The 26,266-nt window shown below is 74.3% G+C and carries 27 protein-coding genes; 13 read left to right on the top strand and 14 right to left on the bottom strand.

The window, feature by feature from the left end; translation table 11 throughout:
- The 6 genes from AB0B41_RS34605 to AB0B41_RS34580 all read right to left on the bottom strand — a co-directional run.
- A partial coding sequence (locus AB0B41_RS34605; protein WP_358210927.1) for a hypothetical protein occupies positions 1-485 on the bottom strand: 485 nt, incomplete at its 3' end.
- A 419-nt stretch (positions 486-904) separates the two neighbouring features.
- Positions 905-4,321: an indolepyruvate ferredoxin oxidoreductase family protein gene (locus AB0B41_RS34600; RefSeq protein WP_358210925.1), complete on the bottom strand. Its 3,417-nt coding sequence runs from the start codon at positions 4,319-4,321 to the stop codon at positions 905-907.
- An 8-nt stretch (positions 4,322-4,329) separates the two neighbouring features.
- Positions 4,330-5,172 carry an IclR family transcriptional regulator gene (locus AB0B41_RS34595; protein WP_358210923.1) on the bottom strand — a complete coding sequence of 281 codons (843 nt, stop codon included), beginning with the start codon at positions 5,170-5,172 and terminating at the stop codon, positions 4,330-4,332.
- 4 nt (positions 5,173-5,176) lie between these two features.
- On the bottom strand, positions 5,177-6,241 hold the full coding sequence (locus tag AB0B41_RS34590) for a histidine phosphatase family protein (protein ID WP_358210921.1): 1,065 nt from the start codon (positions 6,239-6,241) through the stop codon (positions 5,177-5,179).
- Positions 6,242-6,302: 61 nt separating this feature from the next.
- Entirely contained in the window at positions 6,303-7,232 is a 930-nt protein-coding gene (locus AB0B41_RS34585; protein ID WP_358210919.1) for a catechol 2,3-dioxygenase, read from the bottom strand.
- A gap of 7 nt (positions 7,233-7,239) precedes the next feature.
- On the bottom strand, positions 7,240-8,154 hold the full coding sequence (locus tag AB0B41_RS34580) for a catechol 2,3-dioxygenase (RefSeq protein WP_358210917.1): 915 nt from the start codon (positions 8,152-8,154) through the stop codon (positions 7,240-7,242).
- 111 nt (positions 8,155-8,265) lie between these two features.
- Between AB0B41_RS34580 and AB0B41_RS34575 the strand changes: the two genes are divergently transcribed.
- The 7 genes from AB0B41_RS34575 to AB0B41_RS34545 all read left to right on the top strand — a co-directional run bounded on the left by AB0B41_RS34575 (position 8,266) and on the right by AB0B41_RS34545 (position 12,925).
- Positions 8,266-8,976: a hypothetical protein gene (locus AB0B41_RS34575; protein ID WP_358210915.1), complete on the top strand. Its 711-nt coding sequence runs from the start codon at positions 8,266-8,268 to the stop codon at positions 8,974-8,976.
- Positions 8,973-9,755 (top strand): IclR family transcriptional regulator, encoded by a 783-nt coding sequence (locus AB0B41_RS34570; RefSeq protein ID WP_358210913.1) that lies wholly within the window; start codon positions 8,973-8,975, stop codon positions 9,753-9,755. The genes AB0B41_RS34575 and AB0B41_RS34570 overlap by 4 nt, the downstream gene beginning before the upstream one ends.
- Positions 9,752-10,705 carry a TIGR03564 family F420-dependent LLM class oxidoreductase gene (locus tag AB0B41_RS34565; RefSeq protein WP_358210911.1) on the top strand — a complete coding sequence of 318 codons (954 nt, stop codon included), beginning with the start codon at positions 9,752-9,754 and terminating at the stop codon, positions 10,703-10,705. The genes AB0B41_RS34570 and AB0B41_RS34565 overlap by 4 nt, the downstream gene beginning before the upstream one ends.
- A gap of 144 nt (positions 10,706-10,849) precedes the next feature.
- Positions 10,850-11,635 carry a fumarylacetoacetate hydrolase family protein gene (locus AB0B41_RS34560; protein WP_358210909.1) on the top strand — a complete coding sequence of 262 codons (786 nt, stop codon included), beginning with the start codon at positions 10,850-10,852 and terminating at the stop codon, positions 11,633-11,635.
- Complete coding sequence (locus AB0B41_RS34555; RefSeq protein ID WP_358210907.1) at positions 11,632-12,393, top strand: fumarylacetoacetate hydrolase family protein; 762 nt, start codon at positions 11,632-11,634, stop codon at positions 12,391-12,393. The genes AB0B41_RS34560 and AB0B41_RS34555 overlap by 4 nt, the downstream gene beginning before the upstream one ends.
- Positions 12,384-12,587 carry a 2-hydroxymuconate tautomerase gene (locus AB0B41_RS34550; protein WP_358210905.1) on the top strand — a complete coding sequence of 68 codons (204 nt, stop codon included), beginning with the start codon at positions 12,384-12,386 and terminating at the stop codon, positions 12,585-12,587. The genes AB0B41_RS34555 and AB0B41_RS34550 overlap by 10 nt, the downstream gene beginning before the upstream one ends.
- Complete coding sequence (locus tag AB0B41_RS34545; RefSeq protein WP_358210903.1) at positions 12,584-12,925, top strand: Rieske (2Fe-2S) protein; 342 nt, start codon at positions 12,584-12,586, stop codon at positions 12,923-12,925. Before AB0B41_RS34550 ends, AB0B41_RS34545 begins: the two co-directional genes overlap by 4 nt.
- A 1-nt stretch (position 12,926) precedes the next feature.
- Here the strand turns inward: AB0B41_RS34545 and AB0B41_RS34540 are convergent, their stop codons facing one another.
- Complete coding sequence (locus AB0B41_RS34540; RefSeq protein WP_358210931.1) at positions 12,927-13,469, bottom strand: UGSC family (seleno)protein; 543 nt, start codon at positions 13,467-13,469, stop codon at positions 12,927-12,929.
- A complete protein-coding gene (locus tag AB0B41_RS34535) occupies positions 13,466-14,926 on the bottom strand; it encodes a thioredoxin family protein (RefSeq protein WP_358210901.1) in 1,461 nt (486 codons plus the stop codon). The genes AB0B41_RS34540 and AB0B41_RS34535 overlap by 4 nt, the downstream gene beginning before the upstream one ends.
- 154 nt (positions 14,927-15,080) lie before the next feature.
- On the opposite strand from AB0B41_RS34535, the gene AB0B41_RS34530 reads away from it, so the two are divergent.
- Entirely contained in the window at positions 15,081-15,881 is an 801-nt protein-coding gene (locus tag AB0B41_RS34530; RefSeq protein ID WP_358210899.1) for an SGNH/GDSL hydrolase family protein, read from the top strand.
- Positions 15,882-15,907: 26 nt separating this feature from the next.
- On the opposite strand, the gene AB0B41_RS34525 is transcribed toward AB0B41_RS34530, so the two are convergent.
- On the bottom strand, positions 15,908-16,150 hold the full coding sequence (locus AB0B41_RS34525) for a hypothetical protein (protein WP_358210897.1): 243 nt from the start codon (positions 16,148-16,150) through the stop codon (positions 15,908-15,910).
- Positions 16,147-17,415, bottom strand: coding sequence for a Rieske 2Fe-2S domain-containing protein (locus AB0B41_RS34520; protein WP_358210895.1), 1,269 nt, complete (start codon positions 17,413-17,415; stop codon positions 16,147-16,149). The genes AB0B41_RS34525 and AB0B41_RS34520 overlap by 4 nt, the downstream gene beginning before the upstream one ends.
- Positions 17,416-17,503: 88 nt before the next feature.
- On the opposite strand from AB0B41_RS34520, the gene AB0B41_RS34515 reads away from it, so the two are divergent.
- Positions 17,504-18,271, top strand: a complete 768-nt coding sequence (locus AB0B41_RS34515) for an IclR family transcriptional regulator (protein WP_358210893.1) — start codon at positions 17,504-17,506, stop codon at positions 18,269-18,271.
- Between the two features lie 6 nt (positions 18,272-18,277).
- Here the strand turns inward: AB0B41_RS34515 and AB0B41_RS34510 are convergent, their stop codons facing one another.
- A complete protein-coding gene (locus AB0B41_RS34510; protein ID WP_358210891.1) occupies positions 18,278-19,603 on the bottom strand; it encodes an MFS transporter in 1,326 nt (441 codons plus the stop codon).
- A gap of 49 nt (positions 19,604-19,652) precedes the next feature.
- On the opposite strand from AB0B41_RS34510, the gene AB0B41_RS34505 reads away from it, so the two are divergent.
- Positions 19,653-20,327 carry an FCD domain-containing protein gene (locus AB0B41_RS34505; protein ID WP_358210929.1) on the top strand — a complete coding sequence of 225 codons (675 nt, stop codon included), beginning with the start codon at positions 19,653-19,655 and terminating at the stop codon, positions 20,325-20,327.
- On the opposite strand, the gene AB0B41_RS34500 is transcribed toward AB0B41_RS34505, so the two are convergent.
- Genes AB0B41_RS34500 through AB0B41_RS34490 form a run of 3 tightly spaced genes read right to left on the bottom strand, consistent with a single transcriptional unit; the run spans position 20,317 to position 24,185 of the window.
- Entirely contained in the window at positions 20,317-21,267 is a 951-nt protein-coding gene (locus tag AB0B41_RS34500) for an NADP-dependent oxidoreductase (RefSeq protein WP_358210889.1), read from the bottom strand. The two genes, AB0B41_RS34505 and AB0B41_RS34500, sit on opposite strands and share 11 nt — an antisense overlap.
- A 27-nt stretch (positions 21,268-21,294) precedes the next feature.
- Positions 21,295-22,413, bottom strand: a complete 1,119-nt coding sequence (locus tag AB0B41_RS34495; RefSeq protein ID WP_358210887.1) for a PEP/pyruvate-binding domain-containing protein — start codon at positions 22,411-22,413, stop codon at positions 21,295-21,297.
- Entirely contained in the window at positions 22,410-24,185 is a 1,776-nt protein-coding gene (locus tag AB0B41_RS34490) for a PEP-utilizing enzyme (RefSeq protein WP_358210885.1), read from the bottom strand. The genes AB0B41_RS34495 and AB0B41_RS34490 overlap by 4 nt, the downstream gene beginning before the upstream one ends.
- 158 nt (positions 24,186-24,343) lie before the next feature.
- On the opposite strand from AB0B41_RS34490, the gene AB0B41_RS34485 reads away from it, so the two are divergent.
- From AB0B41_RS34485 to AB0B41_RS34475, 3 genes are all read left to right on the top strand, one after another.
- Complete coding sequence (locus AB0B41_RS34485) at positions 24,344-25,582, top strand: aromatic ring-hydroxylating dioxygenase subunit alpha (protein ID WP_358210883.1); 1,239 nt, start codon at positions 24,344-24,346, stop codon at positions 25,580-25,582.
- Positions 25,579-25,746, top strand: a complete 168-nt coding sequence (locus AB0B41_RS34480) for a hypothetical protein (protein WP_156067116.1) — start codon at positions 25,579-25,581, stop codon at positions 25,744-25,746. The genes AB0B41_RS34485 and AB0B41_RS34480 overlap by 4 nt, the downstream gene beginning before the upstream one ends.
- Before the next feature lie 38 nt (positions 25,747-25,784).
- Positions 25,785-26,266 (top strand): SDR family oxidoreductase (locus AB0B41_RS34475; RefSeq protein ID WP_358210881.1); only part of this gene is annotated, 482 nt, incomplete at its 3' end.

Here is a 26,266-nt window from a genome sequence, read left to right as displayed (position 1 = left end):
GCGACCGTGCCGGGGGCGGCCACCGCGGGCGGCGCGGCGACCGGCGCGAGCGGGACGCGCACCTGCCGGCCGGCCAGGTCGGCGATGGTGTCCGCGTCGGCCCTCCCGGAGCCGCCGGTGTCGAGGTCGCCCGCGAGGACGGACGCCCCCGCTGTCAGCTCGACGAGGCCCGCGCGCAGGGCGTTGGCCCCGGACTGCAGGTCGGGGAGGGCACCGGAGTAGGCGGCCTGCCCGGCCGCCGCCACCACGCCACCGACGGCGACGACTGCGGCCATGCGGGCCTGCAGCGACGTCACACCCGCGGGCGGGGACGACAGGGACAGCGCCGGGGAGAGCGCCGGGGAGAGCGCCGGGGACAGCGACGGGGAGCCGCTGGGGAGCGGGAGGCTCGTTCGCAGGCCGCCGGGCCCCGCTGCCGCCGCGGGGGCGGGCAGCGGTGGCCCGGCGATCGCGCGACGGCCCTGGGGGGAGCGATGCCGTGCCACGATCTTCCTTCCGGATCGTGACGGGGCCGGACATCCGGTGGGGGGCCGGACCGGGTCGGCTCGGGGATGCCGGCCCGGAGTCCTCTTCGTGACCTCGTCGTGATCCGCGGACGACGCTAGCGGCGCCGGGTACCCGTTGTCCCGGTCCGGCTGCATCCGGCGAGACCACCGGATCGGGTGGCGCGCCGAGCGGCCGGACCGCCGCAAACCCGGCGTGTCGGCGCGACACGCGGGTCGTTCGCGCGCCGTTCACCGCACGGACAGGCCTCGCGCCCCGCTCGTCGTCGCCGAGGGCACCCGGTCGGTCACACAACGTGTTGGTCCTGTGCGCGCGGTCACCGGGGTAACGCGGGCAGCGCGGGGCAAACGGCGTTACGGGACCTGGATCACCTGATCGGGAACGTCTCGACCCCGGCGCGTCAAGACCCGTCGCCGGAGTCCGCGGCGTCCTCGATGCCGAGCTCCACCAGCCGGGCCCGGTACCGGGCCACCCCGGCGAGCTTGACGTCCTCGTAGCCACGGATCAGCTCCGCCGCCCCGGCCGCCGCCACCGCCGTCTCGTAGGTGTCCGCGGTGAGCCCCTCCGCGAGCCGCAGCACCATCGTCCGGTACTCGTCCCGCAGGGCGCGCTCCAGTCTGCGGATCCCGGTGCGACCGAACGGGTCGAGCGGGGTGCCGCGCACGACCTTGCCCTTCGCGAGCGTCCGCAGCACCGGCCGCATCCACGGACCGAACGCGATCTTCCGACGCCGCCCCAGCGCCTTGAGCACCGGCGGGTGCAGCCGGTACCGCAGCCGCGTGCCACCCGGCACCTCGGCGGCGAGCCGGGCCTCGAACGCCGGGTCGGTGAGCAGCCGGGCCACCTCGTACTCGTCCTTGTAGGCGGTGAGCCGGTGCAGCCCGCGCGCCACGGCCTCGGAGAACCGGGTGTCCCCGCCCCGCTCGCGCTCGGCCCGCCACACCGCCCGCACGTCGGCGACGTACGCGCGGGCCGTCCGCTCGGACTGGTAGGCGACCAGCTCGGCGGCCCGGACCTCGACCAGCCGCCGGGTCTCCCCCGCCAGCTCGCCCAGGTCGAGAGCCGGCGTCGATCCCGAGGGCTCGGGGTCCCGCACGGCAACCGACGGCACCGCGGCCGCGAAGGCCGCCGGATCGGCCACCGCCACCCGGCCCCACCGGAATGCCGCGGTGTTGGCCGCGACCGCCACGCCGTTGAGCTCGATGGCCCACTCCACCGCCGCGGCCGTGACGGGCAGCACGCCGGCCTGGTAGGCCGCGCCGACCAGCAGCAGGTTGGCCGGCATCGCGTCGCCGAACAGGGCCTCCGCCGCGGCCTGCGCGTCGAGCGTGACGACCTCGCGGGACCGCCCCGCGATCCGCGCCACCAGCTCGTCGGCGGCCGGCGGGGTCACGCCCGCGTCCCGGACCTGCGCCCCGGTCGGCACCGGACTCGTCGAGACGACGGCCGTGGTCCGATCCTCCGCGGCGACGGCGAGATAGCGCGAGTCCGCCCCGACCAGCGCGTCGAACGCCAGATAGCAGTCCGCCGTGCCGACCCGGTTGGCCGGGCCGCCGTCACCGACCCGCAGGTGCGAGACGACCGGGCCGGCCTTCTGCGACAGTCCGGTCTGGTCGACGCCGTGGACCGCGCGGCCGTCGCGCACCGCGGCCGAGCCGAGGACCTGGTTGACCGTGACGATGCCGGTCCCGCCGATGCCGGCCAGGAAGACGTCGCCGGCCTCCGGCACCGCGACGTCCGGCACCGGCGGCGGCTCCGGACGCTCGCGGCGCGCCGCCCGGCCGCCGGGCGACTCGACGGTGACGAACGACGGGCAGTCCCCGGCGAGGCACGAGTAGTCGGTGTTGCACGAGGTCTGGTCGATGCGCGTCTTGCGGCCGAACTCCGTGTCGACCGGCTGCACCGACAGGCAGTTCGACTTCGCGCCGCAGTCCCCGCAACCCTCGCACACGGCCTCGTTGATCACGACCCGGGTGGGCCGGACCGGGATCGCGCCGCGCTTGCGCAGCCGCCGGGACTCCGCGGCGCACCGCTGGTCGTAGACCAGCACCGTGACGCCCGGGGTGTCCCCCAGGACCCGCTGCGCCTCGTCGAACCGGTCCCGGTGCCAGAGGTCCACGCCCTTCGGCAGCGGCGGCAGGTCCCGGAACCGGTGGGGCTCGTCGGCACACACGATGATCTTCGTAACGCCCTCGGCCAGCAGCTTCGCCGCCAGTGCGGGCACCTCGAGCCCGCCCTCGGCGTCCTGCCCGCCGGTCATGGCGACCGCGCGGTTGTAGAGGAGCTTGTAGGTGATCGTGACCCCCGCTGCCACGCACGCCTGCACGGCCAGCTGCCCGGAGTGCGCGAACGTGCCGTCGCCCATGTTCTGGAACATGTGTCCGGCGGTGGTGAAGGGCGCCTGCCCGATCCACTGCGCGCCCTCGCCGCCCATCTGCGTGATCGACCCGACCTCGCTGACCTCGCGGTGGGTGAGCGCGACCATCGCGTGGCAGCCGATGCCGCCACCGGCCACGGCCCCCTCCGGGACGACGGTCGAGCGGTTGTGCGGGCAGCCGGAGCAGAAGTACGGGGTGCGGGCGACGGGCAGCAGCTCCAGTGGCGGCGGGGCGGATCTCGGCGCGGCGAGCGGCAGGCGGTCGCGCAGCACGCGGCGCAGCGGCCCGGCCAGCACCGCCGCGGTGAGCTCGCCCGCCTGCGGCACCAGCGGGGCACCGGACGCGTCGGCCGCACCGAGCACCGCGGGGGCGTCGGCCGTGCCGTAGAGGGCGTCGCGCACCGCCGTCTCCACGAACGGCGCCTTCTCCTCCACCACCAGCACGGTGTCGAGCCCGGCGGCGAAGGCGCGCAACCGCTCCCGCTCGAGCGGGTGGACCGCGCCGAGCTTCAGCAGCCGCACCCCGGAGTCCACACCCAGGTCCCGCAGCGCCTGCCGGACGTCGCCGAACGCCTTCCCGGCGGCCACGATCCCGATCGTCGCCCCCGGCGCGGGGTCGACCAGGACGTCGACCGGGTTGGCGGCCAGGAACGCCCGGACCATCGCCCAGCGCGGCCCGTACAGCTGCGCCTCGGCCTCCAGCGACGAGGGCGGCACGAGCATCGGGTACTGCCGGTACCGCCAGGGCCGGCCCTCCCACTCGAGCTCCGGGACCGTGATCTCCAGGTCCGAGACCTCGGCCGGGTCGAGCGTGTACACGCCGTCGGCCACGTCGGCGGTGATCTTCAGCCCCACCCACATGCCCGACGCCCGGCTGAGCGCGATGCCGTACCGGCCCAGCCGCACGACGTCGGCCGCGTCCGCCGGGTACAGCACCGGCAGGCCGTAGCCGGCCAGGGTCCGCTCCGAGACGCACGGGATCGTCGAGGACTTGCAGCCCGGGTCGTCGCCGGCCAGCACGAGGACGCCGCCGTGCGGGTGGGCGCCGCAGATGTTGCCGTGCCGGAAGGGGTCGCCGGCCCGGTCCACCCCGGGCGCCTTGCCGTACCAGACGCCCACCGCCCCGTCGACGGTCCGCTCGTGGCCCGGCACCTCGACCTGGCTGCCCCACACCGCCGTCGCGGCCAGCTCCTCGTTGACCCCGGGCACGAACCGCAGCCCGGCGCTCTCGGTGAGCTCCGGCAGCCCGGCGAGGGTCTTGTCCAGCCCGCCGAGCGGACTGCCCTGGTACCCGGAGACGAACGACGCGGTGCGCAGGCCGGCGGCCGCGTCGGCGGCGTGCTGCTCCACCAGCAGCCGCGCGATCGCCTGCACCCCGGTGACGAGGGCGGGGCCGCCGTCCGTCCGGTACCGGGTCCCCAGATCGAACTCGACGGCCACGATGCCCCCTACGAACGCGCCAACAGCGCCGACACCGTCGCCGCCGCCCTCCGGACACTCTGCACCACCGCGACCTTGCGGGTGCCCAGGACCCGCGAGGTCGTCCCGACGACCGAGATCGCCGCGACCGCCACCCGCCGGTCCCCGCGCGTGACGACGACCGGCGCGGCCACCGAGGACATCCCCAGCGTGTGCTCCTCGCGGGAGGCGGCGTAGCCGTCCGCCCGGACCTGGCGGAGCACCTGCCGGTACCGCCCCGGGTCGACGATCGTGAACGGCGTCCTCCGCTCGAAGCCGCGCTGCAGGATCGCGCGCGCCATCGCCGGGTTGACCGCCGCCATCGCCTTGCCGGCGCTCGAGGAGTGCCCGGGCCCGCGCCGGTACATCTCCGTGTGGAACATCGTCCCGACGCCGGCGCCCTCCAGCCGGTCGACGTAGAGGACGTCGGCGCCCACCGGCACCGCGAGCTGCGCGGTCTCCCGCAGCACCTCGCGCAGCTCGCCCAGCACCGGCAGCGACACCTCGCGCAGCATCAGCCGGTCCACCGCGAGCTGCCCGATCTCGAACAGCCGCAGGCCCAGCCGGTAGCGCCCGGAGGGCGTGCGCTCCAGCAGCCCGCCCGAGGCCAGCGCGGCCAGCATCCGGCACGCCGTGCTCTTGGCGACGCCCAGGCGGTGGGCGACCTTGGTGGCGCCGAGCTCGGCCTCGTCGCCGAAGCAGTCCAGCACGGCCATCGCGATCGCCACCGAGCGCAGCGGCGAGTCGGGTTCGGGAGACTCGGGGACGAGCAGCGGGGGTTCGTCACGGAGTGCTCGTCCGGCAGCGTCGGTGGTGTCGGCGGCGAGCGTCATCGCGTCAGGCCTCCCAGTCCGGGAACTCGTCGGCGGGCGGCACGTGCACCTCGGTCACCCGGTTCCGGTAGGAGACGAACGCGGTGCGGCCACCCTCGCGGAGCTTCACCCGGATCTCCTCGGTGTTCAAGGGCTCGCCGGGGTCGTAGCCGTGCGCCCAGGTCGCGAAGGCCCGCATCGGACCCGAGTGGGTGGCGGCCACGATCCGCCGGTGGTCGGGCGACTCCCGCATGAGCCGGTGGAAGCCGCGCCAGAAGCGGCGCACGCACACGGCCGGCGGCTCGAAGTACATCATCGGGATCGTCAGCCACATCTGGATCGGGTCCGCGCCGCCCAGCTGCGTCCGGTAGAAGCGGTCGATCTCGACGAGCCAGCGGGGCCGGTCGCCGACGGCCGTCCGCTCCAGCTTCTCCATCTCGGACTGATACCGGCGGAACGACGACGTGACGTCCCGCAGCCCGTCCGGCGTCCAGACCCCGAAGTTCCGCAGCTCGGGCACGGGTTCGGGGTCCGACAGCTCGACGTCGTGGCCCCACATCCGCAGCCCGTCCTGTGCCCCGCGGTAGATCTGCTCCGCGGTCTGCCGGGCCCGGTTGGTGGCCGCGCAGACCAGCCGGACCTTGTCCCCGGAGTCCCACCGGCGGGCCAGCTCGTGCCCGCGGCGGTGCGCCTGCCAGCCGCCCATCGGCGTCAGGCCGGCGTCGGTGGAGTAACCCTGGGTGATGCCGTGCCGGATGATCGAGATCTCGCAGACGATCTTCTCGTTCGCCCGGCGGGCGACGGGCGCGGCGACCTCCTTGCCGCGGGTCGCCTCGGCCAGCTCGGGGGTGAACGCCGCGCCCTCGTACTCGACCTTCGGTGAGGGTGCGGCGCCGCGCTCGCGGAAGCGGCGGAGGTACAGCGGCTCGGCAGGGGCCTCGGCGGCGCCCGCCTCCACGGGCGCCGCGAACCGGCCGGCGGCCGCCGCCCCGTCGCCGCCGCCACGGCGGCTCTGCCGCTCCCGGTAGCGCGCCAGGTAGTTCGGCGCCTCGTAGCGGTCGATCTTGCGGGGGTCCGTCGGCGCGCTCACGCTGCCTCCTCGCCGGCGCTCGTCGTCACCGTGGCGCCGGATGGTTCGCTCGCGAGCGCGCTCACGAGTGCACCGTGAAGAAGCGCTCGTTGACCTGCCGGTGGTAGTAGAAGATCGCCCGGCCCATCTCCTCCTCGGTCCAGGTGATCGGCTCGAAGTCCGGGTCCACCCAGTACCCGCCGGTGAACAGCTCGTTGCGGTTGCCGACGGGGTCGAAGAAGTACGTCGTGTAGCCGCGGGTCACGCCGTGCCGCGTGGGCGCCACGTCGATCGTGACGCCGTGGTAGGCCAGCGTGTCCGCCGCCTCGCGGATGGCGTTCCAGTCGTCCATCCAGAAGGCGAAGTGGTGCAGCGCCCCGTTCGGTCCGGTGATCACGGCGAGGTCGTGCGGGGTGTGGCTGTGCTCGAGGAACGTGGCCAGCTGGTGCCCGTCGTTCGCCACGATCTGCTCGGTCATCCGGAAGTCGAGCAGCTCGGTGAAGAACCGGGTGAAGCCGTCGACGTCCTCGGCCATCACGAACACGTGGTCCAGCCTCGGCGGCGCGATCCCCACCAGGTCCTGCGGGCGAGGCGGTGGGTTGGTCATCGGCAGCATGTTGCCCACCCGCTCGGTGCCGTGTGTCAGCTCGACGACGTGGCCCGAGGGCGCCTCGAAGCGGATCGCCTCGCCCCAGCCCGGGCCGAGCTCGCGGGCGGCGAACCGCTTCACCGGCACGCTCGCGGCCTGCAGCCGCTCCGTGTAGTGGTCCAGGTCGCCGGCCTCCCGGACCTTGAACGACATGTGGTCGAGGCCGTAGGTCGGGGCCTGGCGGAGGATCACGGAGTGGTGCTCGCGCTCGTCCCAGCACTTGAGGAACACGCGGTCCACGCCGTCCTTCGTGTCCCGCGCGGTCTCGACGAGGCCGAGGACCTCGGTGTAGTAGGCGGTGCACAGCTCCAGGTCCGGGACCCGGACCTCCACGTGCTGCAGTCGCAGGATCCTGTCGGTCACGGTCACCTCACGTGTGCATGCGCAGGAAGCGCTGGCTGACGACGTTCTCGTAGTAGAAGAGGCCCTTCCCGAAGTTGTCCTCGGTCCAGGTGATGATCTCGGTGTCCGGGTCGACCCAGTAGCCGCCGGTGAAGACCTCGTTGCGGATCCCGAGCGGGTCGAAGAAGTAGATGGTGTTGCCGCGGGTCACGCCGTGCCGCGTGGGCCCCTGGTCGATCTGCACGCCGTTGTAGGCCAGCGTGTCCGCGGCCTTGCGGATGTGGTCCCAGTCGTCGAGCCAGTAGGCCCAGTGGTGCAGCGCGCCGTTCGGGCCGTTGACGATCGCGATGTCGTGCGGCGTGTGGGTGCGGCCGGCGAGCCAGACGCCGAGCTGGTGGCCGTTGCCGTCGAGCACCTGCTCGGTCATCCGCAGGCCCAGCACGTCGGTGAAGAACGTGGCGGCCTCGGCGACCTCCTCGGCGTTGACCAGCATGTGGTCCATCCGCGGCGGCGCGATGCCGGGCAGGTCGGGCGGCGGCGTGGGCGCCGGGTTGCGCTTGCCGAGCAGGTTGCCGGTCTTCTCGATGTCCCAGACCAGCTCCATGACCTGGCCGCTGGGCACCTCGAAGCGGATCGACTCCCCCTGCCCGACGGCCTCGCCGCGGCTGACCCGCGTGGTCGGGCAGCCGTAGGCCTCGACCTTCTTCTCGAACTCGTGCAGGTCGTCCTCGGCCTCGACGCGGAACGTGAAGGAGTCCAGCCCGGTGCGCGGGTGGTAGCGCATCCGCAGCGAGTGGTGGTCCTCCTCGTCCCAGCACTTGAAGTACACCGTGCTCGCATCCCGCTGCACGGTCTGCAGGCCCATGACCTCGGTGTAGTACGCGGCGGCGAGGTCCAGGTCGGGCGTGCGGACGTCGACGTGGGCCAGGCGCAGGATCCCCACTGGCGAGCCTCCCTGCTCGGTGCTGACGACGCTGTTGACGGGGTCCAGCGTGGCGCCCTAGCGTTCCGCAGGGAAGAGCAGCCGTTCCGGAAATCAGAACGGGAGGGGCCGATGGCCGACCCGATGCGGATGCGCGAGGCGGTGGCGGAGTACGTCGCGGCGTTGCACGGCGCCTACCTCGCGCAGGCCGACACGTTCCCGCCCGGCGCCCGCGGCCGGATGCCGCTGCTCGCCGGTGGCGGCGCGGTGCACGTCGCGGCCGTGGGCGTGCGGAACCTGCACCTGCTCGCCACCCGCGAGGACCTCGGCCCGCTGCGCGGCCAGGAGGTGGAGCAGCGCGGGTCGCTGCCCGGGCTGGAGTGGACGCTGCGCTTCTACGACCCGGTCGTGGTGCCCGCGCTCGGGCTCGTCGACGAGTCGGTGGCGCCGCAGTACGCCGAGGTCCGCGGCGCGCTGGGGGTGCAGACGACCTGCTACCACGTCGTCGCGCAGCCCGGGTCGGGCCTGACGCCGCACCACGCCCAGCACGTCGGGTCGAGCCTGGCCAGCGGGCACTCCGCCGCGGTGCGGGACTTCGACACGATCCGCAGCCGCGTGCGCGGGCGCGAGGCGCTGGTCGACGAGCTGGTCGGCGCCTCGGCCGCCGGGCTCCCCCGGGCGCAGGCGCTGCTGGCGCGGGCGATCGCGCCCCGGGACGCCGCCGTCGCCGCCCTCGCCGAGTCCCCCGCGCCGGACCCGGACGAGATCCGCAAGGCCCTGCTCGCCAGCGTCGGCGGACGGCGCGACCGGACACCCCGAGGATCGACGGGGTCGCCGGCATGACCGACGCCCCGCTCACCACCGTCACCAACGCCGCCCGGCTGCTCAAGGCCTTCCGCGCGCAGGAGGCCACGCTCGGCGTCTCGGAGCTGGCGCGGCGCCTCGACCTGGGCAAGTCCGCGGTCCACCGGCTGCTCACCACGCTCGCCGCGGAGGGCCTGATCGAGCAGGACCCGCACACCGGCGGCTACCGGCTCGGCGTGGTGATGATCGAGCTCGGCGAGGCGGTGAAGGTGCACCTGGACCTGCACGCCGCCGCCGGGCCCGTGCTCGCCCACCTGCGCGACGAGACCGGCGAGACCTGCCAGGTCGGGGTGCTCGACGGCGTCGACGTCGTCTACGTCGACCGGCTCGAGTCCGCCCACTCGCTGCGACTGTTCACCGAGACCGGGCGCCGCGTGCCCGCGCACGCCACCAGCTCGGGGAAGGTGCTGCTCGCCCATCTGCCCGAGGCCGAGCGGGAGGAGCGCATCGCCGGGCCGTTCCCGCAGCTCACCCCGCACACGCTCGTCACCGCCGACGCGCTGCGTGCCGAGCTGGCGGCGGTGCGGGCGCGGGGCTGGGCCGAGGCGGTGCACGAACGGGAGATCGGCGTCGTGTCGATCGCCGCGCCCGTCCGGGACCGGTACGGCGAGGTCGTCGCGGCCCTGTCGATCGGCGCGCCGACGGCCCGGTTCGGCGCCGCGGCCCGCCGCCGGCACGCCCGCTCACTGGTCGAGGCCGGGGAGGCGATCTCCCGGCGGCTCGGCTGGACCCCGGAGCGGGAGGGGCGGGGCGCATGAGCCCACCCGTGCGGATCGGCGTCGCGCTGCCCACCGACCACACCCGGCTGCCCGGCGAGGCGAACTCCGTCGACGCGCTGGTCGGGCAGGTGCGGGAGCTCGCCGACGCCGGCCTGACCTCGGCCTGGTTCACCCAGCGCTTCGACCACGACGCCGTCACCGTCGCGGCGCTCGCGGCCCGCGAGGTACCGGACATCGAGGTCGGCACGGCCGCCGTGCCGATCTACCCGCGGCACCCGATCGCGCTGGCGATGCAGGCCCGGACCGCGCAGGCCGCGAGCCACGGGCGGTTCACCCTCGGCGTCGCCCTGTCGATCAAGGAGTTCGTCGAGCGCACCTACGGGATCGCGCCGCACCCCAGGATCCGGCACCTGCGCGAGTTCCTCGACGCCCTGGGCTCCCTGCTCGACACCGGTGCCGTGGACGTGGAGGGCGAGACCGTGGTGGCGCGGACCCCGTTCGCCACCACGGTGCCGGGTGCCAGTCCGCGGGTCCCGGTGCTTATGGCGGCGGCCGGCGAGCTCACGCTGCGGGCCGCGGGCGAGCTCGCCGACGGTGCGCTCCCGATCCTCTCGGGTCCGCGGACGCTCGCCGGGTACACCGTGCCCACCCTCGCGAGGTACGCCGCGGCCGCCGGGCGGCCCTCCCCCAGGATCGCCGCGATCGTGTCCGGGGTCGTGACCGCCGACCGGGCGGGCGCCCGGGCGCGCGCCGAGGAGAGCATGGGGTTCTACGGGACCGTCCCGGCCTACCGCGCCGCCCTCGACCGCGAGGGGCTCGGCCACCCCGCCGACCTGGTGGCGATCGGCGACGAGCAGGCGCTCGCGGACCAGGTCGCGGCGTACGTCGAGGCCGGCGTGACCGAGCTCGTCTACACCCAGACCGCGATCGGCTCGCCGGAGGACGAGCGCCGCACCTGGCGCCTGCTGGGCGAGCTCGCGAACCGGTGAGCGGCGCCCACCTGCACGAACGGCGCCCTCGTGCAGATCGTGTGCCGTTCCTGCGGCAGCCGTTCCGACGAGGGGAACGGTGGCCGTGACCGCGACCGTCCGGACGCGGAAGGATGGGCCGCGAACTCGCACGAGGAGGACTTCATGCCCGTGACGGACGCGGCCGCGAAGGCCCGGGCGCTCTACGACGCCCGCCGCACCCGCACGCCGATCCCGCCCTTCACCGACGACGACCCCGCCCTCGGGATGGCCGACGGGTACGCGGTGCAGCGCGAGCTGATCGACCTCCTGCTCGCCGACGGCGACCGGATCGTCGGGTACAAGGTCGGGCTGACCTCCGAGCCGATGCAGAAGATGGTCGGCGTGGACTCCCCCGACCACGGGCCCGTCCTCGCCTCGACCGTCTACCGGGACGGCGACGAGATCCCGCTCAGCCGGTTCATCGCCCCCAAGGTCGAGGCCGAGATCGTGTTCGTGCTCGGCGAGCGGCTCGCCGGGCCCGGCGTCACCGTCACACAGGCACGGGCCGCGCTGGCCGGGGCCGTGGCCGGAATGGAGATCGTCGACTCCCGCATCGCCGACTGGCGGATCAAGCTCGCCGACACCGTGGCCGATCTGGCCTCCAACGGCGCCGTCGCCACGTCGAGCCGGATCGTCCCGGTGGCCGACCTCGACACCCGGCTCGTCGGCATGACCCTGACCCGCAACGGCGAGCTGATCGACACCGGGGCCGGTGCCGCCGCGCTGGGCGACCCCGTCGCCGTCGTCGCCTGGCTGGCGAACGTCCTGGGCGAGAACGGCGTCGCCCTCGAACCCGGGCACCTGATCATGACGGGCGCGCTGCACGCGGCCGTCCCGATGACCCCGGGCGACGTGTTCCGGGCCGAGTTCGACCGGCTCGGGCCGGTGACCGTGAGGGTGGGCGCATGATCAACGTGAGCGAGCTGGCGGCCCGGCTGAGCAAGGCCGTCGCCGACCGCACCGCGATCGGCAAGCTGTCCGACGAGTTCCCCGAGCTGGACATCCCCACCGCCTACCAGGTGCAGCGCGAGCTGCGCAGCGCCGCGGGGCCGCTCGCCGGCTGGAAGCTCGGGGTGACCTCGCGGGCCAAGCAGGTGCAGGTGAACGTCAGCGAGCCGATCTACGGGTTCCTGCCCGCCGCGGGCGCGCTGGACCTCGGCGAACCGCTGGACACCGGCGCGCAGATCCAGCCGCGCTGCGAGCCCGAGATCGTGTTCACCCTCGGCCGCGACCTCGCCGGGCCGCACGTCACGGCGGCGGACGTGGTGGCCGCGTCGTCCGGCGTCGCCGTGGGGATCGAGGTCCTCGACTCCCGCTACACCGACTACGGCTTCACCATGGCCGACGTCGTCGCGGACAACACCTCCGCCGCCCGGTACGTCGTCGGCACGCCGGTCCCGCCCGAGGGCCTCGACCTGCGGCTCGTCGGCGTGGTGCTGGAGAAGAACGGGAAACTCGCCGCCACCGCGTCGGGCGCCGCCTCGCTCGGCCACCCCGCCGCCGCCGTCGCCTGGCTGGTCCGCGCGCTCGCGGCGGACGGCGAGGGCCTGCGCGCGGGCGAGATCGTCCTGTCCGGCGGCCTGACGGCGGCGGTGCCGGTCGGGCCGGGGGACGTCGTCGTCGCGTCGATCGACCGACTCGGAACTCTGGAGCTGGGATGCCGCTGATCCAGGTCACGCTCGCGAAGGGCCGCACCCCCGAGCAGCTGCAGGCGCTCGGCGAGGCGCTCACCGCCGCCGCCGAGGAGGCGATCGGGGCGAAGCGGGAGTCCGTCCGCGTGGTGCTCACCGAGTGCGAGCCGGAGCACTGGTTCGTGGGCGGCGAGACGCTGGCGGACCTGCGGGCGTCCGGCAGGAGATGACCCTCCTGCCGATCACCGGGCCCGGCCGCCTCGTCGCCGACGACGGCCGGGCCTTCGCCGTGGTCGAGCACGAGGGCCGCTGGCACGTCGTCGACGCGGACTGCCCGCACAACCGCGGTCCGCTGGAGCACGGCTGGGTCAGGGACGGTCTGCTGGTCTGCCCGTCGCACTGGTACCGCTTCGACCTACGGACGGGCGAGTGCGACGTGTCGCCGCAGCACCGTCTCGGCGTCTACCCCGTGGTCGAACGGGACGGCGTCCGCTACGCCGACGTCGGCGACCCGCCCGCCGCGCTCTCCTGGTCCGAACGGCTGCGCGCCCACGCCCGCGGCGAGTGACTCACCGCCGGGTGACGGCCGCGAGCACCTCCTCCAGCGCGGCGTCGGCGAGCGCGCGCATCTCGTCGTCCGTGCGGTCCTGGATCGGATGGGGCACGAACACCGACGGCACCTCGCGGTAGCCGAGCGCCCGGGCCTGGGCGTCGGCGGCCACGACGAACTGGGTCGACGCGAGGAAGGCCGCGATCACGCCCCGGCCCTCGAGGGCGGCGAAGTCGTGCACACTGCACGACGTGCACGAGCCTCAATCGGCGAGGGCCTCGATCACGACGTCGCACTCGGTGGTGATCTGGCGCCGCAGGTCCGGGGGCATCGGCTTGGTGAAGGTCGGCTTCGCGTAGCGGCGCACCGTGACGCCGCGCTCGGCGAGGAGCTCGGCGAGCCGGCCGAGGAAGACGTCCCCGCGGGCCTTGGAGATGTCGAGCAGGCCGACCCGCAGCCCGTCGAGCGAGGCCGGGCGCTCCAGCGCCGTGCGGCTGTCCGCCGTGGTCTCGTCCGTCGGGTCCAGGATCACCAGCGAGCCGGTCGATCCGGTCCGGGTCATCGCCACGGGTCCACCTCTCTCGTCACGGGCGCGCTCCCGCCCGGTCCGCCGGCCCAGCCGCCGATCACGGCCGAGAACATGCCGGCACCGCCGCCGGCGTGCACGATCATCAGCCCGCCCGGGCGGAACTTCGCGAGCGGCCGGTCGGAGTCGCCCGCCGGCACGCCCTCGTCGATGCCGCCGGCGCCGCGGGTGATCTCGGCGCGGTCCAGCAGCAGCGCCTCGTCGAGCGCCGCCTCCAGTCGCGCCCGGTCCCAGCCGGCCTCCGCGAACACCCGGGCGTGCTCCGGGCACACGACCAGGGTCGCGTCGAAACCGCGCACCAGCTTCGGGTGGCACACCCCGCGCAGGCCGAGGGCGAGCGAGCGGGCCAGCGACTCCGGCCGCCGGGAGATCTGGTCGACGATCCCGCGGGGCCCCTCCGCCGCGAACACGGTGACCGCCGAGCGGCCGGGCGCGACGCCGCGGCTCTGCGCGAGCGGCTCGAACGGCGAGCCCTCCTCGTCCTCCGCGAAGCAGAACCCGATCTTGCCGGGATGGCCCATCGCGGCCCGGTCCACCTCCTGCGGACGCCCGCCGCCCACGTTGCGGATCACCAGCTGCAGCGCCCGGCCGATCGTCGAGTTGGCGCGGTTGCCCTGGCCGAGCGCGTTGCCGGCCCAGTTCATCCCGATCTCGGCGCGGACCGGGCCGTTGACGACGATCGCCGGTCCGGCGCCCCACGTGGTCGCGAGCAGGCCGTGGGCGTTGAACTCGTCCGTGCACGCGGCCTCGACCGCGGCGAGCACGACGGGCAGGTACTCGGGCCGGCAGCCGGCGAGGACGGCGTTGACCGCCACCTTCTCGACGGTGGCCTCGACCAGGTTGGGCGGGACGACCGCCACCACCTCGTCCGGTCTGCGCGAGGTGCCGTCGAGCATGCGCAGCACCCGGGCCGGGGTGGGCGGCACGACGGGCAGGCCGTCGGAGAAGCCGCGGTCGTAGAGGGCCTCGACCTCGTCCTCCAGCGCGGCGATCTCGAGGCGGCGCGACCGCAGCGACCCGCCGCGGGTGCGGACCAGGATCTCCTCGGCCACGTCCGGGTCCTGGGTGCGCGAGCCGCAGCCGGGCCGGTACTCCGGCAGGTCCGCCCCGATCTCCGCGACGCCGGTGAGCTCGGCCCACTGCTCCCGGCTCCACCCGACGACCCGGCCCTGCTCGACGCCCCCGGCGAACCGGACGAGCGTGGGCACGGTCTCGATGTCGAGGGCGAGGCTCGCGTCGAGGTCCGTGTCGTCGCGCCGGTCAACGACGCCATCGGGGAACGCGGGATCGTCCTGCGAGAACACGGTGACCTGCGGCAACGCCGCCAGCACGGGCTGCACCAGGCGGCAGGTGGGACAGTCCTGCTTGACGACGGCGACGAACCCGTCCGCCGGCAGGTCCACCTCCGCCCGGAGCTCCGTCGACACCGACACGCCCCGCACGCTAGCCGGTTGAACGGTCGTCCGGTAGGGCGCCCCGGAGATCACGCCGGTCGGGTCCGGGCGCCACGGTGCGTGGCGGCGGCGACGATCCCCCGGACCCGGACGGCGGTTGCCCGCGGCAAGGGCGCGATGGCTGGATGGGAGAGTGCGCCGCTTCCCGCCCGGGCTCCGCCGAACGCTGGTCCCGCTCGTCCTGGCCCTGGCCGCGACGCTCACCGGCGTGCAGGCCGCCGCGGCGGCCGAACCGGTCGACTACGTCGCGCTCGGCGACTCCTACGCCGCCGGGGTCGGCGCCACGCCGGACGGCACGAGCGGCGCCTGCGCCCGCAGCACCGCCTCCTACCCGGCCCGCTACGCCGCGGCGACCGGCCCGGCGTCGTTCACCTCGGTGGCGTGCAGCGGCGCGACCACCGCCGGGGTGCTGCGGGACCAGATCTCCGCCGTCACGAAGGACACCGACCTCGTCACGATCACCGTGGGCGGCAACGACACCGGGTTCGCGCCCGTCCTCGCCCGCTGCACCACGTCGCCCGACGACGCGGGCTGCGACCAGGCCGTCCGGGCCGGCGAGCGGGTGGCCCGGTACGTCCTGCCCTCCGCGTTGGCGGTGGTGCTCGGCGCCGTGCACCTGCGCGCCCCCGAGGCCCGCGTCGTGGTCCTCGGCTACCCGCGGCTGTTCGGCGACGGTCCCGGCTGCCCGTTGAACGCGGTCCGCAGTGCACGCCTCGACGCCGGCGCGGACGTGCTGAACGACCGGATCGCCGAGACCGCGCAGCGGTTCGGGGCGACGTTCGTCGACGTCCGGCCCGCGTTCGGCGGGCACGGCCTGTGCAGCGCCGCCCCGTGGATCGTCGCGCCCGGCGGCCCGGGCGCCTACCACCCCACCGCCATCGGGTACGCCCGCGGCTACCTCCCCGTCCTGACCGCGGCCGTCGAGCGGACGTGAGGCCGGTCGGGGCCGGTCAGTGCCGATCAGTGCTCGGGCTCGTGCCCGCGCACCCCGCCCTCGCTCGGCGTGATCTCACCGGTCCACCCGCACCCGGAGCACCAGCAGTAGAACCGCCGCTCGTCGGCCTCCCAGAACTCCGTCGCCAGCCCGAGGGCGGCGGCGCACCGCGGACAGAAGCGCGGCGCGTCGCGGCGGTGGGCCTCGGCGTCGGGGCGGAAGCGGCGGTCCTCCCGCGCCCCGCCCGGCAGCCCCGGCGCCACGGTCACCCGGCCCTCTCCGCGGCGATCGTGTCCGCCGCCGAGATGTGGATCTTCTTGATCGTGTCCAGCACCGGGGAGAAGCGGGTCGACCCCATGTCGCAGAAGTCCAGCGCGAACTGCGCGCCGCCCGCGTGGAACTTGTCCTTCTCGCACGGCAGGTCGATCCGTTCGTGCTTCTCCCGGATGGTGCCGAGCGGGTCCCCGCCGCGCTCCACGACCTCCATCTGCTCGCGGAACATCCGGCGGAGCATGGCCACGCCGACGTCGCTGCGGCCCAGGTGCTCGGTGGTGCGGTCGGTGATCGGGCCCTGCGTCACCCAGGCCATGATGTCCTGGCCCTCGACGTAGTTCGTGACGTGCCGGCCGCGGTCGTCGAACACCGGGAGCTCGTAGTCCGGGATCTGCGGCTGCTCCACGTGCTCGTAGCCCTCGGGCGCGTGCACCGTGTAGAGCATGAACCGGGTGGTCGTGCGGTTGATCGGCACCCGGATCTGCATCTGGTGGATCCCGCCGCCGCCGACGCGCATGTTGTACGGGAAGACGAGCGGGTGGCCGACCTTCCAGTCGTCGTTCTCCTCGGTGGCGCCCTTGAGCACGCGGCGCTTGATGATCCCCCACTCGAAGGCGTCGAACCCGATGCGGACGTGCTCCTTGCCGAACGAGGCGGGCGCGGTGAAGCCCTCGTGCCGCCCGACGAACTCGAAGTACCGCCCGTGCAGGAACTCGACGTGGTGCGGGTCGACCGCGTTCTCCATGATCTGCACGTAGTTGCAGGGCAGGTCGGCCCAGCCGATGTCCCGGAAGCCCTCCATGACGTACGTGTCGAAGCGCGGCAGCTCCGGCACGGGCTGTTCCGACGAGTGGGGTCCGACGTACGCCCAGACCAGCCCACCGAGCTCCTCGACGCGCCCGGCCGTGGCCCGCACCCGCTCCTGGAAGTTCGTGTTCTCCTTCTCCGCGGGCTGCTCGGTGCAGGCGCCGTCGGTGTCGAAGACCCAGCCGTGGTACGGGCAGCGCAGCCCGTTCGCCTCCACCACGCCGTAGGCCATCGACGCCTTCCGGTGCGGGCAGGGCTCGGGGACGATCCCGTACCGGCCCGACGGCGAGCGCCACAGCGCGAAGAACTCCCCCAGCAGCTCCACCCGCTTGACCGGGAACTCCTCCAGCTCGCGCGTGAACGCCACCGGGTACCAGTAGCGGCGGAGGACCTCGCCCATCCGGGTCCCGGGTTCGACCTGGGTCAGCTCGTCGTTCTGCTCGGCGGTGAGCACGGGCGCCTCCTGTGACGACGGTGCAGGGGGTTCGGGATGCGCGAACGGTAGGTAGCGCCGGTCGCACCGGACAAGGAATCCTTCCCGCATGGAGGGAAGGGGCCGGTCGGAGAAGGGGCTGAGCTCGGTGCGCAACGCCGCCCGCCTGCTCAAGGAGTTCTCCCGGCACGACCGCGAGCTGGGCGTCTCCGAGCTGGCCCGGCGCCTGGACCTCTCGACGTCGTCGGTGCACCGGATCCTCGGCACGTTGACCGAGGAGCGGCTGCTCGACCGCGTCCCGACCGGCCGCTACCGGCTCGGACTGGCAGTGTTCGACCTCGGCTCCGCCGTGGGCGCCGCGCTGGACCTGCACGAGGCCGCGCTGCCGGTCATGGCGGCCCTCCGCGCGACGACCGGCGAGACCGTCCAGCTCGCGGTGCTCGACGGGCTGGAGTCGGTCTACATCGACCGGCTGGAGAGCCCGCACACCGTGCGGATCTTCTCCCGGGTCGGCACCCGGCTGCCCGCCACCACGACGAGCACCGGGAAGGTGCTGCTCGCGGCCCTGCCGGAGGCGGAGCTGGCAGCGCGGCTGGCGGGCTGGCGGCCGCACCGGGCCACACCGCGCTCGATCGTCGACCCGGCCGTGCTGCGCGCGCGGCTGCGGGAGGTCGCCGAGCGCGGCTGGGCCGAGAACCGGGAGGAGAGCCGGATCGGGGTCATGTCGGTGGGCGCGCCGGTGCGCGACCGCGCCGACGACGTCATCGCCGCCCTCTCCGTCGCCGCGCCGACCGACCGGGCGGCCCCGGACGTCCTGCGGCGGCTGCGGGCCGCCGTCGTGGAGGCCGCGGCGGTGGTCTCGCACCGCCTCGGGTGACCGGACTCAGACGGTGCGCGGCCGCCCGGCGAGCACCCCCGCCACCAGCTGCGCCACCAGCGCCACCAGCAGCACCGCCAGCGAGACGGTCCAACCGCCGGTCGCCTCGTGCAGCAGCCCGACGAGCATCGGGCCGGTCGAGGCGATGAGGTAGCCGAAGCCCTGGGCCATGGCGGACAGCCCGGCCGCCGTCCCGACGTCGCCCGCTCGGAGCGTGATCACGGTCATCGCCATCGCGAACACCGTCATCCCGGTGCCGAGCAGCAGCGCCCACAGCCACGGCGCCGCGGCCGGAGCGAGCATCAGGCCGAGCGCACCGGCGATCGCGAGGAGGGTCAGCCCGGCGTTCCAGCCGGACTGACTACGCCGCCGGGCGGCGAACGCCGGCACCATCAGGCTGAACGGGACGGCGACGAGGGTGGCGATGCTGAGCATCACCCCCGCCGTCCCCTTGGACAGGCCCGCGCCCAGGTAGATCTGCGGCAGCCAGCCCATCACGACGTAGGCCATGAAGGACTGCAGCCCCATGAACGCCGTGACCGACCAGGCCACCGGGCTGCGCAGCAGCCGTCCCCACGAGGCGGGCCGGTGGCCGCGGGCGACCTCCGCGGCCGGCCGGTGCCGCGCGCCCACGGTCCACACGACCAGCGCCACCAGCGCGAGCCCCGCCCACAGGACGAGCGCGCCGCGCCAGCCGCCCGCCGGGCCCTCCACCGCCGGGGTCAACGCGGAACCGAGCGCGCCGCTGCCCTGCAACGCCGCCGTGTAGAGGCCGGTCATGAGCCCGACGCGGTGGGCGAAGGACTCCTTGACCACCACCGGGACCAGCACGTTGGCCAGCGCGATCCCGGCGCAGGCCACGAACGTCCCGCCCAGCATCACGCCCGCGCCGCCCAGCACCCGCACGACGAGCCCGGCGCCGAGCACCGCCAGCGCCACCCCGATGGCCCGCGCCAGGCCGACCCGCCGGGCCAGCGTCGGCGCGGCCAGTCCGGCGACCGCGAAGCACAGCGTGGGTGCGGTGGTGAGCAGGCTGGTCCAGGCCGCCGAGGCCCCGAGCCCGGTGCGGACGTCGCCGAGCAGCGACGACGCGCTGGTCACCGCCGCACGGAGGTTCACCGCCGCCAGCACCACGCCGACGGCCAGTAGCAGGGTCCCGCGCAGCGGGCCGAAGCGGGCGGGCGTCAGCCGTTCCTCGGCGGCGGCCAACCCCGCGATCTCGAGCGCCTGCCCGTCGGCGAGGAGGTGCTGCTCACCGCGAGCGGGCGCGACCGGACGGGTGGACGCCCTGCCCGATTCCCGTGCGGCGCGTCCCGGATCCCCGACTGCCATGGCGACTACTCTGACAGACATCCCATGTTCGGATGAAAGGATGGCGTCTGTGCCCTTGGCCACCACCCGACGTGCCGGCCTCGTCGACCAGGCCATCGAGCAGATCCGTGCGGCCGTGGCCGCCGGCGAGTGGCCGGTCGGCACGCGGCTGCCGCCGGAGGCCGAGCTGGCCGAGGCGCTGGGGGTCGGGCGCAACACCGTCCGTGAAGCGGTGCGGGCGCTCGCCCACGCCGGGCTGCTCGAGGTCCGGCAGGGCGACGGCACGTTCGTGCGCGCGACGAGCGAGATCTCGGGGGCGATCCGCCGGCTCGCCGGGACCGAGCTGCGCGAGGTGCTGCAGGTGCGCCGGCTGCTGGAGGCCGAGGGCGCCCGGCTCGCCGCCCTGCACCGCACCGCGGCGGAGCTCGCCGAGCTGGACGCGGCGATGGCGGCCTGCGAGGAGGCCGAGCGGGCCGCGGACCTCGCCGCCTTCACCCGCGCCGATCTCGCCTTCCACCAGCTCGTCCTGCGCTGCGCCCACAACGCGGTGCTCGCCGAGCTCTACCGCGGGCTGACCGAGGTGGTGCACGCCAGCGTCGCGACGACGGTGGCCGGCGGCCGCTGCGAGAGCCACACCGGGCTGCTGGCGGCGATCCGGGCGGGCGACGCCGCCGCGGCCGCCACCGAGGCGGCGGACTTCCTCGACTCCCTGCTGCGCGAGGCGGGGCCGGGCGCTACACCGTGAGGACGATCTTCCCGGTCGTGCGGCCCTGCTCGCCGAGCCGGTGGGCGTCGGCGGCCCGCTCCAGCGGGAAGGTCTCGGCCACCCGCACCCGCAGCCTGCCGTCGGCGTGGAGCTCGAGCAGCTCGGAGAGCCCGGAGCCGCCGGCGCGGACGTAGGCGCCGGAGGCCTTCACCCCGTGCTCCTCGGCCGCCTTCACCGCGGCCTCGACGGCGACCGTCGGCAGGCAGATGAGCATGCCGGAGGGCTTGACCAGGCCGAACGAGCGCACCGCCGTCTCGCCGCCGACGAGGTCGTAGACCAGGTCGACGGGCTCGACGACCTCCTCGAACCGCTCCGACCGGTAGTCGACGACCTGGTCGCAGCCCAGCTCGCGCAGCAGGTCGTGCTTCGCGGCCGAGGCCGTGCCGATCACGTGCGCCCCCCGCGCCTTCGCGATCTGCACGGCCAGGTGCCCGACGCCGCCGGCCGCGGCGTGGATCAGCACGCGCTGCCCCGCCTCGAGGTGCCCGACGTCGACGAGGCTCTGCCACGCCGTCATCCCGGCCAGCGGCAACGCGGCCGCCTCGACCACCGACAGGTCCGCCGGGCGCGGCCGGAAGTGCCCGGCGGGCGCGGTCACGAACTCGGCGTAGGCGCCGTCGGGGCTCGGGAAGCGGGCCATCCCCAGGACGGAGTCGCCGACCCCGAACCCGCGCCCGTCGAGCTCGGTGTCGGGTCCCAGCGCGTCGACGACCCCCGCCACGTCCCAGCCCACGACGAACGGCTTGCCGCCGAACGACTTCCAGGCGCCCAGGCCCGACCGCGTCTTCCAGTCGATCGGGTTGACCCCGGCGGCCTCCACCCGGACCCGGATCTCACCGGGTCCGGGCTCGGGCGTCGAGATGTCCTGCAGGGTCAGGGCCTCGGGCCCACCGGGCGTCTCGCAGACGATCGCGCGCATGGTCCGCACCCTACGGCGGCGAAGTCGCTACCTCCCGGGGATCGGCTTGCCACTGAACACGAACTTCTGCGCCAGCGCCACCGGGTCGTAGGCGGCCGGGGCGGTCTCCTGCGCGGTGACCGTCACCGGCCGGGACTGGACGATGGTGATCGGGTCGCCGGCGCGGCGGTGCCGGTCGATCACCCACTCGACGTCGACGGGATAGCCGTAGTGCTCCTCGATCGCCGTGACGGCCTCGGCGATCGCGCCGATCTGCTCCTCGTCGAGCACCTGCCGGTCGGCGAGCTTGGCCGGCATCTCGATCTCCGTGACCCTGCCCTCGGCGAAGTCGAAGGCCGACACGATCGCCTTGTGCGCCACGTCGTACTTCAGCACCCGCCCGTCGGCCTTGCCGATCTCGACGTGGTCGGGGTCGACCAGGCCCTGCACGATCGCCTCGCCCCAGCCCCAGGACGTCTCGACGACGATCCGGTCCGGCTTGCCGGTGACCGGGTGCACCGAGAAGGCGACGCCCGACGCGCGGGCGTGGACGAGCTCGATCACGCCGACCGCGATCGGCATGGCGTGGTGGCTGATGCCCTTGCGCAGCCGGTAGGCGAGCGCGCGGCCGGTGAAGAGCGACCCCCAGCAGGCGCGGACCGCCGTGAGCACGCGGTCCGGGCCGGAGACGCCGAGGTAGGTGTCGAAGATGCCGGCGAAGCTCGCGTCCGCGGCGTCCTCCCCCGTGGCCGACGACCGCACGGCCGTCGGCACGTTGACGTCGACCGCCCGCAGGCACAGGTCCTCGTAGGCCTCGGTGATCTCCGCCTCGAGGGCCGGGGACATCGGCGTCTCCTCGACCAGCGCCCGGATCCGGGCCGACGCCGCCGCCACCTCCGCCTCCGACGGCGTCGGCCCGAGACCCTCCAGCGCGGCCTCGATCCGGGCGTCGAGCCCGGACTCCGTGCAGTGCCGCAGGTAGGCGCCGACGGTGACCGCGAAGCCCTGCGGGACGGTGACCCCGGCCCGGTGCAGCTCCGTGAGCCGGCCGATCTTGGACCCCGCCGCGGCCACGGCGTCGGCGGTGTCGACCTGGTCGATCCACACGATCGACTCGCTGCAGGTCCCCATGACCTCCTCCTGCGGTTCCACCAGGACCCCCGTCATCCGGCGGTCTCCCCGTTCGCGGCCGTGGCGTCCGCGATCTCCGACGCCCGCTTGAGGATGGTGACCCTGCCGTTGGTGCCGTCGACCTCGATCTGGTCGCCGTCGGCGATGGCGACGGTCGCGACGCCGACCGCGGTCACGGTGGGCACGCCGTACTCCCGCCCGACGATCGCGGCGTGGCTGAGCATGCCGCCGCCGTCGCAGACCGCGCCGGCGATCTTGCCGAAGGCGGGCGTCCAGCTCGGCGAGGTGGACTCGCACACCAGGATCGAGCCGGGCTCCAGCCGGTGCATGTCGTCGCTGGACTGGAGCACCCGGGCGGGCCCGGTGGCGATGCCCTTCGCGGCGGCGACCCCGGTCAGCGTGGTCTCGGCCGCGGCGTCGGGGTTCTGCATGGCGCGGATCGACGCCGGGTTGAGCCCGAAGATCTCGATCAGCACCGGGTCCTCGACGGTCTCGGGCACGGTGCCGAGCACCTTCGGCATCTGCCCGCGCAGCGCGCCCCAGTGGTCGAAGTACTGCCGCCGGTCGGAGACCAGGCTCCTCAGCTCGCCGTGGTACGCCCGGCCCTCGGCGACCGCGCGCAGCTCCGGCCAGAACAGGTAGAGCAGGTCGTTGCGGTCGTCGGCCCCGACGCGTGCGGCCAGCTCCTGGGTGACCCGACGCAGCGGGATCATGACCTTGAGGTCGATGTAGTAGTTGTGGTCGTCCTGCCACCAGGGGAAGTTCGCCTCCTGGTTGGACCGCAGGCCGGCGTCGAACACCGCCTGCTCCTCCCGGGTCAGCCCGGACCGGGCGGCCTCGATCGCGGCCTCGCGCTCGGCGACGGCGTTGCGCGCGGCGGCCTCGAAGTCGTGGTCGGTCTCCTTGAGGACGAAGCTGCGGATCATGTCCAGCGGGATCGTGTTGTCCTCGATCCAGCTGGGCACGCCGACGTCGCAGGTGGCCTCCTGGCGGTGCCCGTAGACCTGCAGGAAGTCGTCGAAGTCGGTCAGCCACTGCGAGGCGGAGCCGCCGTGCGCGGACAGCGCGGCGCGGATGGCAGTGCCCTCGTTGTCCTCGAACACCTGGCGGAGCCCGGCGCGCTTGGCCTTGACGGCCAGCTCCGCGAGCCCGCGGTCGGTCTCCATGATCTTGGTGTCCTCGCCCTGGAGGAACTTGCCGATGTCCGCGGTGTCGATCCCCATCTCGGCGCAGGCGCCGTAGAAGCCGAGGAAGTTGACCAGCAGCGGGTACATGACGTCGAAGTGGATCTCCATCGACCGCTTGTGGTAGCGGCGGGCCTGGTTCAGCAGGCCGGGGAGCTCGGCGGTGGGCACCTGGGCGAGGTCCAGGCCGTGGAAGTACGCCCACGTGGCCTCGAGCTCGTCGCGCCCCGCGGCCCAGGTCTGCTGGTAGTTCTGCAGGAACCGGGGCAGGGTGGTGCCGAGGCGGTTGGCGCGCGCACCGATCTCGCGCGGGTCGGTCTCGGGGATCGCGGAGCCGTAGAGGTGGGTGCCCGCGAACCGGCTGGTGACGCCGCGGCCGGGCGGGAGCGGGAGTCCCTCGGCGGCGTGCTGGGTGCCCCAGCAGTACCCGTCCTGGCCCCAGGTGAAGGCCGCGAGCGGGGTGAGGCCGCGGGACCAGTGGAAGTCGAGGAACCAGAACTTGTCCTCGTCCTCCTTGGTGAACGGCCCGGTGCCGTCGACGATGAACGGCGACGCCAGGAACTCCGGCCGGAAGCCCGGGTACCACTCGCCGGTGTACTCGTCGAGGGGGACGACGTTGGCCATCTCGGTGACTCCTCGATCAGTTCGGGGTTGGGCTGACCGTGACAGCCGCCACATGCCGCCACAAGCAGGCCGTTCGGGTGTGGCGAACGCGCTGCTCCGTTCCGGGGAAGCGAACGCGGCCCTGTCGCCGCGCTGACCAGCGGCCATACCGTCCGGGCATGCTCAGTGCGGAGAAGAACCGGCGGCTGACCCGGGTCGGGCCGGGCACGCCCATGGGTGAGTTGCTGCGCCGCTACTGGTGGCCGGTCGCGACCCACGACATGGCCGGCCGTGTGCCCGTGAAGCGGCGGCTGCTCGGCGAGGACCTGGTGCTGTACCGGGACGGCACCGGCACCGTGGGGCTGCTGGCCGAGCAGTGCCCGCACCGCCGCGCGGCGCTGTGGCTGGGCTGCACCGAGGACGTCGGGCTGCGGTGCGGGTACCACGGCTGGCGGTTCGACGAGTCCGGGCAGTGCCTGGAGCAGCCCGGCGAGCCCGCGGACTCGACCTTCAAGGACCGCATCCGCGCCACGGCCTACCCGGTGCAGGAGCTGGGCGGGCTGATCTTCGCATACCTCGGGCCGGCCCCGGCGCCCGAGCTGCCGCGCTACGACCTCTTCGTCTGGGAGGACGCCTGGCGCGACATCGGGCACGCCGAGCTCCCCTGCAACTTCGTGCAGATCATGGAGAACTCGGTCGACCCGTACCACGTCGAGTGGCTGCACGGCCGGTACGGCTCGTTCCTGCGCGAGCTCGGCGGCGGCACCGCCCTGCCGGTCGTCACCAAGAAGCACGTCAAGGTCGCCTTCGAGGTCTTCGAGCACGGGATCCTCAAGCGCCGCGTGCTGGAGGGCCACACCGAGGAGGACGAGGACTGGAAGGTCGGGCACCCGCTCGTCTTCCCGCACATGCTGCGCGTGGGCGCGGCGGGGCTGGCGACCTTCCAGATCCGCGTCCCCATCGACGACGAGAACACGTGGCACGTCTGGTACCAGACCTATCGACCCGAGGGCGGGGCGCCGCCGCAGCCGGAGATCCCGGTGTACGAGGTGCCGTTGAAGGACGACCGCGGCGAGTGGCTGCGGGACTACGTCGACGGGCAGGACATCGTCGCCTGGATCACCCAGGGCCGGATCTCGGACCGCTCGAAGGAGCACCTCGGCAAGTCGGACCTGGGTGTGATCCTGCTGCGCAAGCTCTACGCCGAGCAGATGGACCGGGTGGCGCAGGGCCTGGACCCGCTGTGCACCTACCGCGCGCCGCACGACGTGATCGACCTGCCGATGGAGAAGGACAAGTTCGGCTCCGCGGTGGAGTTCCGGCAGCTCTGGACCCGGGAGAGCTCGATCCGCTACTCCCCCATCAAGGACGAGATCTTCGAGCTGTTCGGCGACCCGGTGCCGGCCTGGGCGTCATGAGCTTCTGTCCGGGCTGCGGGGCGTCGCTGGAGGATCCGGCGAGCTTCGTCCAGGAGTTCTGGTCCGGCGCGGACCGCAACTTCCTGGGCTGGTGCGCCGCCTGCGGCCTGCTGTCCACCGTCGTCCTGCCCGCGGCGATCGTCTCCCACGAACCGGAGCACTGAATGAAGGCCCTCCTGCTCGACGTCGGCAGGGCCCGGTCGTGACCGGGCGGGCGGTGGTGGTCGGCGCGTCGGGTGCGCTGGGGTCGGCGATCACGGCGCGACTCGCGGCGGCCGGGGTCGAGGTCCTCGCGATCGCCCGGAAGGCGCCGCCGGACGGGCCGGGCGTCACGGGGCACGCCGCCGACATCGGCACGGACGCGGGCACGGCGGCGATCGCCGCGGCCGTCGGCGGCCGGCCGGTGCGGATGGTCGTGCAGGCCGTGGGGCTGCCGGCGACCGGGCCGCTGGAGACGATCGACCCGGACGCGCTCGGCCGGGTCGTCGCCCTGAAGGTGGGCGGGCTGCTGCGCCTGGTGCGCGCCGTCGACGCGGGTCTGGGCGAGGGCTCGCGGATCGTCGCCCTCGGCGGGCACTTCGGCAGCGAGCCCGCGCCCTACGCCTGCGCCGCGGGCGTCGTCAACGCCGCGCTGGCCAATCTCGTGCGGCAGCTCGCCGTCGCGTACGGCCCCCGCGGCGTCAC

Origin of the sequence: Pseudonocardia sp. NPDC049154, assembly GCF_040648315.1 — a bacterium.
Classification (GTDB): domain Bacteria; phylum Actinomycetota; class Actinomycetes; order Mycobacteriales; family Pseudonocardiaceae; genus Pseudonocardia.
The sequence above is the reverse complement of the archived record's forward strand: the minus strand, read 5'-3'. Positions and strand labels throughout refer to the sequence as shown.

What these genes read in the sequence shown, in the direction of transcription:
- AB0B41_RS34595 (WP_358210923.1), bottom strand. Translation starts at nt 5,172, where the DNA reads ATGACGCTCGCCGCCGACACCACCGACGCTGCCGGACGAGCACTCCGT.
- AB0B41_RS34570 (WP_358210913.1), top strand. Translation starts at nt 8,973, where the DNA reads ATGACCGACGCCCCGCTCACCACCGTCACCAACGCCGCCCGGCTGCTC.
- AB0B41_RS34510 (WP_358210891.1), bottom strand. Translation starts at nt 19,603, where the DNA reads ATGGCAGTCGGGGATCCGGGACGCGCCGCACGGGAATCGGGCAGGGCG.
- AB0B41_RS34550 (WP_358210905.1), top strand. Translation starts at nt 12,384, where the DNA reads ATGCCGCTGATCCAGGTCACGCTCGCGAAGGGCCGCACCCCCGAGCAG.
- AB0B41_RS34545 (WP_358210903.1), top strand. Translation starts at nt 12,584, where the DNA reads ATGACCCTCCTGCCGATCACCGGGCCCGGCCGCCTCGTCGCCGACGAC.
- AB0B41_RS34575 (WP_358210915.1), top strand. Translation starts at nt 8,266, where the DNA reads ATGGCCGACCCGATGCGGATGCGCGAGGCGGTGGCGGAGTACGTCGCG.
- AB0B41_RS34495 (WP_358210887.1), bottom strand. Translation starts at nt 22,413, where the DNA reads ATGACGGGGGTCCTGGTGGAACCGCAGGAGGAGGTCATGGGGACCTGC.
- AB0B41_RS34555 (WP_358210907.1), top strand. Translation starts at nt 11,632, where the DNA reads ATGATCAACGTGAGCGAGCTGGCGGCCCGGCTGAGCAAGGCCGTCGCC.
- AB0B41_RS34515 (WP_358210893.1), top strand. Translation starts at nt 17,504, where the DNA reads ATGGAGGGAAGGGGCCGGTCGGAGAAGGGGCTGAGCTCGGTGCGCAAC.
- AB0B41_RS34490 (WP_358210885.1), bottom strand. Translation starts at nt 24,185, where the DNA reads ATGGCCAACGTCGTCCCCCTCGACGAGTACACCGGCGAGTGGTACCCG.
- AB0B41_RS34485 (WP_358210883.1), top strand. Translation starts at nt 24,344, where the DNA reads ATGCTCAGTGCGGAGAAGAACCGGCGGCTGACCCGGGTCGGGCCGGGC.
- AB0B41_RS34480 (WP_156067116.1), top strand. Translation starts at nt 25,579, where the DNA reads ATGAGCTTCTGTCCGGGCTGCGGGGCGTCGCTGGAGGATCCGGCGAGC.
- AB0B41_RS34565 (WP_358210911.1), top strand. Translation starts at nt 9,752, where the DNA reads ATGAGCCCACCCGTGCGGATCGGCGTCGCGCTGCCCACCGACCACACC.
- AB0B41_RS34560 (WP_358210909.1), top strand. Translation starts at nt 10,850, where the DNA reads ATGCCCGTGACGGACGCGGCCGCGAAGGCCCGGGCGCTCTACGACGCC.
- AB0B41_RS34500 (WP_358210889.1), bottom strand. Translation starts at nt 21,267, where the DNA reads ATGCGCGCGATCGTCTGCGAGACGCCCGGTGGGCCCGAGGCCCTGACC.